10 protein-coding genes and 1 pseudogene are annotated in these 11,075 nt (G+C 67.4%); 2 read left to right on the top strand and 9 right to left on the bottom strand.

Features of this window, described 5'->3' with window-relative positions; all coding sequences use genetic code 11:
• A partial coding sequence (locus ACZY0Y_RS18770) for a YhgE/Pip family protein (protein WP_463959743.1) occupies positions 1-1,865 on the bottom strand: 1,865 nt, incomplete at its 3' end.
• On the bottom strand, positions 1,866-2,543 hold the full coding sequence (locus tag ACZY0Y_RS18765) for an ATP-binding cassette domain-containing protein (RefSeq protein WP_463959741.1): 678 nt from the start codon (positions 2,541-2,543) through the stop codon (positions 1,866-1,868).
• 299 nt (positions 2,544-2,842) lie between these two features.
• Between ACZY0Y_RS18765 and ACZY0Y_RS18760 the strand changes: the two genes are divergently transcribed.
• On the top strand, positions 2,843-3,313 hold the full coding sequence (locus ACZY0Y_RS18760) for a class I SAM-dependent methyltransferase (RefSeq protein ID WP_463959739.1): 471 nt from the start codon (positions 2,843-2,845) through the stop codon (positions 3,311-3,313).
• Positions 3,314-3,350: 37 nt separating this feature from the next.
• Here the strand turns inward: ACZY0Y_RS18760 and ACZY0Y_RS18755 are convergent.
• A pseudogene (locus ACZY0Y_RS18755) lies at positions 3,351-4,339 on the bottom strand (NAD(P)-dependent malic enzyme).
• Between the two features lie 308 nt (positions 4,340-4,647).
• On the opposite strand from ACZY0Y_RS18755, the gene ACZY0Y_RS18750 reads away from it, so the two are divergent.
• Positions 4,648-4,857 (top strand): hypothetical protein, encoded by a 210-nt coding sequence (locus ACZY0Y_RS18750; protein WP_463882439.1) that lies wholly within the window; start codon positions 4,648-4,650, stop codon positions 4,855-4,857.
• A 100-nt stretch (positions 4,858-4,957) separates the two neighbouring features.
• Here ACZY0Y_RS18750 and manD read toward each other — a convergent pair whose 3' ends face one another.
• The 6 genes from manD to ACZY0Y_RS18720 all read right to left on the bottom strand — a co-directional run bounded on the left by manD (position 4,958) and on the right by ACZY0Y_RS18720 (position 10,944).
• The gene (manD, locus tag ACZY0Y_RS18745) at positions 4,958-6,187 is read right to left on the bottom strand and encodes a D-mannonate dehydratase ManD (RefSeq protein ID WP_463882437.1); all 1,230 of its coding nucleotides are present in this window, start codon (positions 6,185-6,187) and stop codon (positions 4,958-4,960) included.
• Positions 6,188-6,254: 67 nt separating this feature from the next.
• The gene (locus ACZY0Y_RS18740) at positions 6,255-7,253 is read right to left on the bottom strand and encodes a sugar kinase (RefSeq protein WP_463959737.1); all 999 of its coding nucleotides are present in this window, start codon (positions 7,251-7,253) and stop codon (positions 6,255-6,257) included.
• Complete coding sequence (locus ACZY0Y_RS18735; protein ID WP_463959735.1) at positions 7,250-7,924, bottom strand: bifunctional 4-hydroxy-2-oxoglutarate aldolase/2-dehydro-3-deoxy-phosphogluconate aldolase; 675 nt, start codon at positions 7,922-7,924, stop codon at positions 7,250-7,252. Before ACZY0Y_RS18735 ends, ACZY0Y_RS18740 begins: the two co-directional genes overlap by 4 nt.
• Positions 7,925-7,929: 5 nt before the next feature.
• A complete protein-coding gene (gene dgoD / locus ACZY0Y_RS18730; RefSeq protein WP_056430100.1) occupies positions 7,930-9,078 on the bottom strand; it encodes a galactonate dehydratase in 1,149 nt (382 codons plus the stop codon).
• A gap of 7 nt (positions 9,079-9,085) precedes the next feature.
• Entirely contained in the window at positions 9,086-9,979 is an 894-nt protein-coding gene (locus ACZY0Y_RS18725) for a carbohydrate ABC transporter permease (protein WP_463882430.1), read from the bottom strand.
• Positions 9,976-10,944: a carbohydrate ABC transporter permease gene (locus tag ACZY0Y_RS18720; protein WP_463959734.1), complete on the bottom strand. Its 969-nt coding sequence runs from the start codon at positions 10,942-10,944 to the stop codon at positions 9,976-9,978. The genes ACZY0Y_RS18725 and ACZY0Y_RS18720 overlap by 4 nt, the downstream gene beginning before the upstream one ends.
• Between the last annotated feature and the right edge of the window lie 131 nt (positions 10,945-11,075).

The raw sequence follows: 11,075 nt of genomic DNA, 5'->3' as shown, positions 1-11,075 counted from the left end.
TTTCGTTGAAGGCGATTTTTTCCATAAGGAAGAACTGTTGGTCGATGGTGTTTCCATGGGTGTTGCAACTCCCGGATTTCGGGGGCGTTGCAACGATCACTAGAACTCGCCCAGTGCGCCGGGGTGAGGCCGATGCCGTAAACGAGCACCAGAACCATGATCACGACCTGGCTGAGGCCGATCGCCATGGCAGGAAGGAAACCCGTCATGGTGGCACGCAGACCGGAGGCGGCGCTCGCCAGTGCCCTGGTGGGCAGAGCCCGAAGGATCAGCCACGTGATCAGCGCACCAACGAAGGTGGCCAGGGCGAGGAAGAACGGAGCGAAGCCCTCACCGAAGCTGCTGGAGGCATTTTCCCAGGTCTGCTTGAGGTCGACCGGGTTCGAGATGACCGAGGCCTTGGCGGCAATCTGCGCATCACTGTCGTCCGGTGCGGCTGCCGCACCGTCCCGGAGGGCATCGGCGAGAGTGCGGCTGCCGTCGGCGAGCTGCACAGTGCCGTCCTGAAGGGCGGTACCGCCGTCGACGAGTTGGTTGCTGCCCTCCACGAGCGAGCCGGTCCCGGCGGACAGGGCCGAGGTGCCGTCCGCGAGGGTGTTCGCTCCGGTTGCGGCCGTGGCTGCTCCGCTGGCGAGTTGGCCCGCTCCGGCGGAGAGCGCGCTGGCTCCGGCGGCGACATCGGAGGCACCGGAGGCGACTTGGGCGGCACCGGGGGCACCGGCCGTGAGGGCATCCGAGAGCGTGTTGAGGCCGGCAGCGAATTGGCCGCTTGACGCGGCATAGCTGGCAGTCTGGCCTGCCGCACCCTGGGTCTGGGTGTTGAGCGTGAGCGCGCCTTCGGAGAGTTTCGTCACGGAGGGCAGGAAGGCGGACGCCGGGGTTCCGGCCGGCGCAGCAGCCATGGCGGCCGCGAGGTCGCTCAGGCCCCCCGAGAGTGATGCCGTTCCCGCAGCGAGCTGTCCGGTGCCGGCGGAAATGCTGGCGGCCCCGGCAGCAAGTTGGTCTGACGAGCCCGCTAGAGTGGCTGCCCCTGCGGCGGCGGCGGCCATTCCATCTGACACCTTCCGGGTGCCTCCGGAGACTTGCTGAGCGCCATCCGCCAGTTGAACGGATGAGCTGGAGAGGGTGCTGGCGCCGTTGGAGAGCGTTCCGATTCCGGTGGCCAGTGTCGAGGAACCGCCGGCCACCTTAGCCGCCCCGTTGTCGAGAGTCACTGCGCCACTGGACAGCTCGCCCAGCCCGTCGACGAGCCTGCCGGTGCCGGTCTCGGCTGTCGTGAGGCCGTCGGCAAGGGTACCGGCGCCCTTTGCGGCGCTGCGGATGCCGTCACCGGCTTCGTTCACGGCCACGAGCATTGCGTTGACGGTCTGGTCGCCGATGTTCAGGGATACTGCGTCACGGAGCTGAACCATGGCCTGCTTGCCCATGGTGGAGGCCAGGAAGCTGTTGCTGTCGTTGTAGTCGACCTGCACTTCAGCCGGGGCGGGGGTGTCGGTGCCGGCAGAGACAGCATCCGTGGAGAAATCGGCGGGGATGGTGACGGAGAAGTAATAGTCGCCGTTGTTGACCCCGGTTGCGGCGTCGGCCGCACTGGTTTCGACCCAACCCAGATCGTTGCCGTCGATGAGCTTGTCGACCAGGTCATCGCCGGCGGTGACAGCTTTGCCGTCCCGCATGGCGCCGGTGTCGGAGTTGACCAGGGCGACGGGGAGGTGGCTGAGTTCCTTGTCGGGTGCCCAGAACGCCCAGAGATAGAGGGCGCCGTAGATCAGGGGGATGAACATCAAAACGACAAGCGCGATCTTGGGCAGCGTGCCCTTGCCGAAGCGGCGCAGCTCCGTGCCGGTTGAGAGGAAGGCGAACATCTAGCGGATCTCCTGGTTCATGTACTGGACAGACGGGTTGATACCCAGGTCCGCCCACATTTCAAAGTCGGGTGCGATGGCCGAGGCCACCACGGGGGTGCCGGCGGCCACAATGGCGCCGAGCCGCTCCCAGAGCTGCCGGCGAGCGTCGGCAGAGTGCACCTGTTCCACCTGGTCGAAGAAAAGCATGCGGGGCTGGCTCATCATGGCCAGTGAGGCACGCAACAGCACCATTTCGACCTCGTCGAGATCCCAGATCATGGTGCTTGCGGCCGGAATCGGGATATCGCCGAAGATCGGGCCGCAGACGCGGTGGACCTCGGCGTCGTCGACGGCGCGGATGAAGGCCCACCACGGCGCAAGCCAGGCGTGGCGCTCGCGGATGGCCGCGCCCACGCTGACCGACTCCTCGAGGGTGTCGATGCCGTGGAACCCAGAGACTCCGGTGCTGCGCTGAATGCGGCGGGCGTGCCGTGGCAGCTCCTCGCCCAGCACGGAAAGCGTGCCGGTACTGGGCTTCATCCGGCCGGCAAGGGTGAGCAGCAGGCTGGTGCGGCCGCTGCCCGCCGGACCGCAGATCACTGTCAGGCCATCGTCGGCTCTGAAACTCACCGGGCCGTAGACCACGCCTCTTTTGTGACTCACGGTCAGGTCATCCGCTACCAGTGTCGTCTGCACGTCGTTCCTCTCTCGTCGGCACTTTTGTACCGACTAGTCAGTATAAGTCGATCCTCTCGAAGACGCAACGGAGCGGGTTTTTGAATCCATGGCTGAGTCTCCGTCCGGAAACTGACGAGTCAGTGGGCCTCTGGCATAGACCGGCTCGACGGCCGCGTCGGCAATCCGGGCATCCGGCGACAGGCCGGAACACGACTGCACCAAAACTTGCCAGCCTGGCAGCTGGCTTGCCCAGCAGCGCTCCGCTTGCCATCGTCACAAGAGACGCAGTGACAACCACAAAGAGGGCCAGGCCACACATGCGCAACTTTGAAAAGGACTACTGCGAACGACACTGGGAACAGGTGCAGGACACGGCCTCGGCCATGGCGCTCGCAACCGATACGAACCCGCACCTCGTGCGCGCCACCGAACACCTCACGCCCGGAACGGCGCTGGATGCCGGCTGCGGCACCGGGGCGGAGGCGATCTGGCTCGCCGCCCACGGTTGGCGGGTCACCGGCGCCGATATCACGCTCCTGATCGTCGGGCACCTGCAGCATGTGGAAACGTCCGGGCACGGGCACGATGGCGGCGCGGAGCAGGGCCACAACCACGATGAAGAGCCTCCCGCCGAAGCGACGGTCACCCTGGCGGACATCACGGACCGGCTCAACCCCGCGGGCTGGCGCATTGACACTGCAGAGGAGTCCTCCCGAAGCATCATCGGTCCCGGCGGGCTCCCGGCTTTCGTGCACGACGTCGTCTTACGGGCCACCCGCCTCGCCTGAGCCGACCCCTGGTGTCGGTCTTCTGGACTCGGCCGGCTCACACGGCGGCTAGGACCGCGGCCGCCGGGGCGGCAGCCACACGCTCATCGAACGGGCTCGGGACGATGAAGTCGGCGGAGAGATCGTCGCCGACCAGGTCGGCAATGGCCATGACCGCGGAGATCTTCATAGCTGTCGTGATGCGGCGGGCACCGGCATCCAGAGCACCGCGAAAGATGCCGGGGAAGGCCAGCACATTGTTGATCTGGTTCGAAAGTCGCTGCGCCCGGTCGCCACGATTTTCGCGTTCCGCGCTGCCACGTCCGGGGCCACCTTCGGCTGGGGGTTCGACAGGGCGAAGATCATGGCATCACTCGGCATCGTCGCCAACAGGTGTTCCTCCACGGTGCCGGAGGAGACGCCGACGAAGACACCCGCACCGGCGAGAGCCTGCGCCGGACCGCCGTGGATCTGGCGCGGGTTGGAGGTCAGGGCGAAGTCGGCCTTGACCCCGGTGAGGTCGATGCGGTGACCGCTCAGGATGCCCAGGGAGTCCAGAGCCTCGATGAGTTTGGCTTCCAGTTCGAAGCAGCGCGGTGCCGAGACGTCTTCGAGATTGACGGCGCCGAAGCTGTGCCGCAGCCGCAGCCGGGTGTCCGCGATCTCGTCTACATCCGTGGTGTCGAGCACCAGAGGAAGGGAATTCAGTCCGCCGAAACGCTGGAACAGGGCCGACTTGCCCTCCATCACGGGCAGGGCGGCCGCCGGCCCGATGTCTCCCAGGCCGAGCACGGCTGTGCCGTCACTGACGACCGCAGCGAGTCGACTCGCCCACGTGTATGAGGCTGCGATGGTGGCATCGTTGTGGATCAGAAGGCTGACCGCGGCCACGCCTGGGGTGTAGGCAATGGCCAGGTCGCGACGAGTATCGATGGGCCGGGCCAGCTCAATCCTCAGCTTGCCGCCCTCGTGGGCGGCGAGGATCTCTTCGGTACCGACAGCAGGGATCCACCACCCCGGCGACCACGCACTACAGCTGCAGGTCAACGGAGTCCGCTGTCCGGCGACTGGATTCACGGTTGAGACGTGAGCACCTTTGCCTTTGCGCGGGGTGGACGGGCGGCGGCGCTGTGTCCACGCCCACGCTTCGACCGCTCCTGAGTGATGCCATGGGACCACCACCCTCACTGCGATGGAACCGCAGGTCAACTGCGTGCGGTGGGTTCCGACCAAATTCCCGGTCCGGACCGGCTCCGATGGGACACAGCGTGGTGATTTGACGGGCCGATAAATATGGCGCTAGTGTCCCTTCAACTATTGGGGCCAACAAGTAAATCCCAAGAAAGAACAGAGCGATGACCACAATATCGGAGTGCATTGAGATCCAAGTCGACAGCCGCCAGGTCCTGGACGAACGGCTCGACGACGCCGTCCGCGGTCTCCAGCAGATCGCCATGGCAACCGGGACACAGGGCATCCTGCTCACCCGGCACAAGGCCGGCCACTACACGGCGGCGCTGTCCGACCAGGTCCCCTTCGGCATGACGCGGGAACTCATTCACTGAGCCAGCGGAGCCCCAGGCTCCTGCGTTCAGCACACAAGCCAGGTCCCGGGCTGCGGAGCATCGACTCCCGCCCGGGACCTTTTTGTTCCCTGTCCCGGGCCTACCAATCGTGGACGGTACCGTCGACGAGGCGGTTGTAGGGCAGGTAGGCCTGCTGGTACGGGAACGCCGCGGCGGCCTCTTCGTTGAACTCGACGCCGATGCCGGGCGCCTCGCCCGGGTGCAGGTAGCCGTCCACGAAGGTCATGGACTGCTCGAACACCTCGTTGGTCGCCTCCGAGTGCTGCATGTATTCCTGGATGCCGTAGTTGTGGATCGCCAGGCCCACGTGCAGCTGCGCGGCGAACCCGACCGGGGAAATGTCCGTCGGGCCGTGGAACCCGGACTTGATCTGGTACTGCGCTGCGAAATCCATCACCTTCTTCAACGGGCTGATCCCGCCGAAGTGCGTCGACGCGGCCCGGACATAATCGATCAGCTGTTCCTTGATCAGCGTCTGGTAATCGAAAACGGTGTTGAAGATCTCCCCGATCGCCAGCGGCGTCGTGGTGTGCTGCCGGACCAGCCGGAGGGCTTCCTGGTTTTCCGCCGGGGTGCAGTCCTCCAGCCAGAACAGGTCGTAGGGCTCCAGCGCCTTGCCCAGCTTCGCGGCCTGGATCGGCGTCATCCGGTGGTGCCCGTCATGCAGGAGCGGCAGCTCCGGGCCGAACTCGTTCCGGACCGCCTCAAACACGCCGGGCAGGTGGCGCAGGTACGCCCGGGTATCCCAGTCCTCCTCCACCGGGAACGACCCGCGCCCGGCGGGCTCGTAGTCGTACCGCTCCCCCGAGGCCTGCGCCTGCGCGGCGACCCCGTACACGGCCTTGATCCCGGGCACCGCGGTCTGGATCCGGACCGACTTGTACCCGAGCTCCAGGTGCTCCCGGACCGAATCAAACAACGACTCCAGATCCGCACCCGAAGCATGCCCGTAGGCGCGCAGCCCGTTCCGGGACGCCCCGCCCAACAGCTGGTACACCGGCATCCCGGCCATCTTGCCCTTGATGTCCCACAGCGCCATGTCGACGGCGGCGATCGCGGCCATGGTGACCGGGCCGCGCCGCCAGTAGGAAGACCGGTACAGGAACTGCCAGGTGTCCTCGATCCGGTGCGGGTCCTTGCCGATCAGCAGCTGCGCCACGTGCTCCTTCAAATACGCGGCCACCGCGAGCTCACGCCCGTTCAGGGTCGCATCCCCGATCCCGGTCACACCATCCTCCGTGGTAATCCGAAGGGTCACGAAGTTACGCGACGGGCTGGTCACGAAGACTTCCGCGGCAATGATTTTCACAGTGGGTCCAGGCTTTCCGTGTCGGTGTGTTGTGGATGGTGGTGGAGGCGGACGGCCGGGCCGGGCCTTAGCGTTGGGTGGTTCCGCTGGGAGTGGCCCCCAGCAGCGCGAGCTCGCCCCGGCGGGGCAGGCCTTCCCAGTCACCGGCGGTGCTGACGGCAAAAGCTCCGGCGAGGGCGCCGCGCTGCAGGCGGCCGGCCACGTCCTCGCCGTCGAGCAGGGCTGAGAGGTAGCCGGCGGTGAAGGCGTCGCCGGCGCCCACGGTGTCGATGCTGGTGACCGGCACGGCGGGCGTTTCCCACCGGCCGGCGGCGGTGTGGACGCCGGCGCCGGCAGCTCCGCGCTTGACCACGACCTCCCGAACCCCGCGGTCCAGGAGTTCGGCGGCCATGGCCGTTTCGTCGTCGTCGGCCGTTACGGCGCAGCCACCACCGGAGGCGACCAGGCCGAGTTCGTCGTCGGAGGCGATCAGGATGCTGGCGTACCGGGCCAGCGGGGTGAGGACGGCGCGTGCCTCGTCCCGGGACCAGAGCTTGCCGCGGTAGTTGACGTCGAGGGACACTTCCAGGCCTTCGCCGGCAGCACGGGCGGCCGCGTACTCGACGGCCCGCCGCGCCTCCTGGCTGAGTGCGGCGGTAATCCCGGTGAGGTGCAGGACCCGGGCACCGTCCCGGAAGGCCGCGTCGACGTCGTCCCGGCTGAGCGTGGATCCGGCGGACCCGGCGCGGTAGTAGAAGGCCCGGGTGACGTCGGCGGTGCGCTGTTCGAGGAACATCACCCCGGTGCCACGGCCGGCGTCCTCGCGGTGGTGCACCGCGATGCCCTCGCTGCGCAGCTGCCGCAGGATGAATTCACCGTGCGGGTCGGCGCCGAGGACTCCGGCCCAGCCCACCCGGTGGCCGAGACGGGCGACGCCGACGGCCACGTTGGATTCCGCCCCGGCCACGTGCATGCCCAGGGAGCCGCCCGCGGACAGCGGCCCGGCGGAGCGCAGCGACACCATCGATTCCCCGAAGGTCAGCAGGTCAGGAATCCCCGGGACGGGAAGCACAGGTCCGGGAATCACGGCCGGCTCTCCGCGGCGATCCGGCGGTCGAATTCGGCGGCGAGCACCACGAAGCCGCGGGCGCGCTCCCGCACCGGGGCGAGGTCGCCGCCGGAGCCGGCATCCCCGAAGAGCGGTCCGCCCAGGCCGACGGCGACGGCGCCCGCCTGCCAGTAGCCCGACGCCTCCTCGAGTCCCACGCCGCCGACGGCGATGAAGGGGATCCCCGGGAAGGGGTCGCGCAGGGCCTTGAGATAGCCCGGTCCGCCGATGGAGGCGGGGAAGAGCTTCACCGCGGTGGCACCCCGGGTCATGGCCTCGTAGGCCTCGGTGGGCGTCAGTGCCCCGGCCAGGACCGGGATCCCGAGGCGGGCGGATTCCTGGATGGAGGTTGCCAGCGCCGGGGTGACCATGAACTGGCCGCCCGCCACGGCCACGTGTTCCACGTCCTGCTCGGTCAGCACGGTGCCGGCGCCGACGAAGCAGCCGTCCGGGGCGGCGGCGCGGACGTCGCGGATGGCCTCCAGCGACCCCGGGGTGGTCAGGGCAATTTCGACGTAGCGGAAGCCCTCCTCCATCGCAGCGAGGGCCGCCTTCGCGGCGGCGCCGCCGTCGGTGCCGCGCACAATGGCGACCAGCCGGGTCTGCCGGATTCCGGCCAGCAGTAGTTCCGGGGTCAGCACTGAAGTCATGTGATTCACCATTCTGCGAAGGCTCCGTCGGGGTGCCGCCAGACGGGCCCGCGCCAGGCGTGGCCGCGCTTGTCCGCGGCGCGGACCACGGCCTCGTCGATTTCGATCCCGAGACCCGGGCCGGTCAGGCGTTCGATGTGCCCGTCCACGAACTTCAGCGGGGATTTGTCCACCACGTAGTCCAGGACTTCGGCGCCCTGGTTGTAGTGGATCCCGATGCTTTGTTCCTGGATCAGGAAGTTGGGCGTGGCGAAACCCACCTGCAGGCACGCTGCCAGGGCGAGCGGTCCGAGTGGGCAGTGCGGGGCCAGCTGGACCTCGTAGATTTCGGCGAGCGAGGCGATCTTGCGGACCTCGGTGATGCCGCCGGCGTGCGAGAGGTCCGGCTGGGCCACGGCGATGCCGGCCTGCAGGGCGGGCAGGAATTCCTGCCGGCTGTAGAGCCGCTCGCCGGTGGAGACGGGCGTCGTGGTGGACGAGGTGAATTCGCGCAGCAGGTGCGTGTTTTCCGGGACCACGGGTTCTTCCAGGAAGAAGGGCCGGTACGGTTCCAGCAGCGGCGCCACCCGCCGGGCGTTGGCGAGGCTGAAGCGGCCGTGGAAGTCGACGGCGACATCCCGGTGGTCCCCGAGGACCTCGCGGGCGGCGGCAACGCGGCGGACGACGCCGTCGAGCTCCGCTACCGAGGCGATGGGGCTCATGCGGCCGCTGGCGTTCATCTTGACGGCGGTGAGCCCGACTTCCAGCTGCGCGCTGATCTGGTCGGCCACCTCGTTGGGTTCATCCCCGCCCACCCAGCCGTACATCCGGATCCGGTCCCGGACATGGCCGCCGAGTAGCTGGTGCACGGGGGTGTTGAAGTGCTTGCCGGCGATGTCCCACAGGGCCTGGTCCAGCCCGGACACGGCGCTCGCCAGGATGGGCCCGCCGCGGTAGAACGAGCCTTTGGTCATCACCTGCCAGTGGTCCTCGATCCGGAGCGCATCGTTGCCGATGAGCAGCTCGGAGAGCTGGTCGACGGCGGTGCGCACGGTTTCGCTGCGGCCTTCGCAGCTCGCCTCGCCCCAGCCGACGATCCCGCTGTCCGTCTCGATCCGGACGAAGAGCCAGCGCGGCGCGACGAGGAACGTCTCAATCCTGCTGATGAGTGTCATCTGTTGCCTAGCCCTTGGTCGCGCCGGCGGTCATGCCGGAGACGATGTACTTCTGCGTGAAGAGCGCAATGATCATGATCGGGATGGTGACCACGGTGGCGGCCGCCATGAGTCCGCCCCAGTCGATGCTGGCGTAGGAGACGAAGTCGAAGATCGCGACCGGCAGGGTCTTGGTCTTGGAGCCGGAGAGCACCAGGGCGAACATGAAGTTGTTCCACGAGAAGATGAAGGACAGGATGCCGGCGGTGGCCATGCCGGCGACGGAGAGCGGCAGGGTGATGCGGCGGAAGGCGCCGATCGGGGTGAGTCCGTCCACCTGGGCCGATTCCTCCAGCTCCAGCGGCAGGGAATCGAAGTAGCTCATCATGATGTACACGATCAGCGGCAGCGAGACGAACATGTGGCTGAGGATCAGGACCTCGAAGCCGCCCACCATCTTCAGGTTGGAGAAGACGTAGTACCAGGGCACCAGCAGGGAGACGCCGGGGATGACGCGGGCCATCAGGACCACGAGCGCCGAGCGGTGCATCGTGAAGCGGCTCATGGCGTAGGCGGCGGGCACGCCCAGGACCAGCGACAGGGCCGTGGAGACGAAGGCCACCCAGAAGCTGTTGAAGATGAAGACGAAGTAGTTGTTCCGCTGCAGCACATTGGCGTAGTTCTCGAACGTGGGGGTGAAGAGGAACGACTTGCCGGTGTCGTAGATGTCCACGTTGGTCTTGAGGGAGGCCAGCAGCATCCAGAACAGCGGGGCGACCAGGAACAGCACGACGGCCACAAGTGCGGCGACGCGGAAAGCCTTGTAGGCGCGGGTGCCCAGGGGCTTCCGGGGGCGCGGGGCCGTCTTGGCCGGCTCGGCGGGGGCGGTTTGGTTTCCGGTGTCTTCGGTCAATACGGTCATTTGCTTACCGCTTTCTTGCGCATGGTCAGCAGCCACATGGAGCCGATAATGATCATGAAGAACAGGATCAGCACCGCGGAGGACAGCCCGTACTGGTTGTAGTCAAAGCTCAGGCCGTAGGCGTAGACGTTGAGCGTCTCCACCTCGTGGAAGGATCCGCCGCCCTTGCCCTTGGTGGCATAGAGAATGTCGAACGTTTTCAGGGCATCGATGCCCCGGAGCAGGATGGCGACAATGACTGTCGGCATCATGAGCGGCAGCGTGATGAAGAAGAAGCGCTGGAAGGCGTTGGCGCCGTCCATCCGGGCCGCCTCGTCGGGCTCCTCGGACAGCGAGGTCAGGCCGGCGAGCAGGATCAGCACGACCATGGGGGTCCATTGCCACACGTCCATGAAGATGGTGGTGCCCAGCGCCGTGTCCTGGCCGGAGAGCCATGGCTGCGGCGGGATGCCGACCATGCCGAGCAGCTGGTTGACGAACCCGATATTGGGGTCGAAGATCAGCCGCCACATCATGCCGACGGCCACCGGGGTGGCGACGAGCGGCAGGAGAATGGCCACGCGGACCCACTTTTCGCCGCGGAACGGGCGCCACAGCAGCAGCGCGATGCACATGCCCAGCACCACTTCGCACACCAGGGCGACGCCGGTGAAGGACAGGGTGCGTCCGACCGCGGGCCAGAAGCGCTCGGCGTCGGAGAGGACCGTCAGGTAGTTCTGCAGACCGACGAACTCTGAGGCGGCCCGGACGGAGCCCTGCGAATCGGTCAGGCTCAGGTACAGGGTCCAGGCCAGCGGAAAGACGATCAGGACACCGACGAAGATCATCGCGGGGGCGGCGAACAGCCACTTGCGGTGCCGGTTGGCCCAGGCCGAGAAGTTCTCACGGGCGCCGGGGGCGCGGCGGGCGCCGCGGCCGGACGGCGGCCCGGACTGCGCGCTGCGGGGAGGGGTCACTACAGACATGGTTCACCTAAGGAGTCGGGGGTGAAGTGAAGAGCTGGCCGCGGGGGGGGGGGGGGGGGGGGGGGGGGGGGGAAACAGACCCGGGGGGTGGGGGGGGGGGGGGGTGGGAGTGGGGTTCGTTTTTTTCTTCT

This window comes from Pseudarthrobacter kochi (assembly GCF_055412805.1).
Note: the sequence above shows the minus strand (reverse complement) of the source record. Positions and strands in the feature narration are given on the sequence as shown.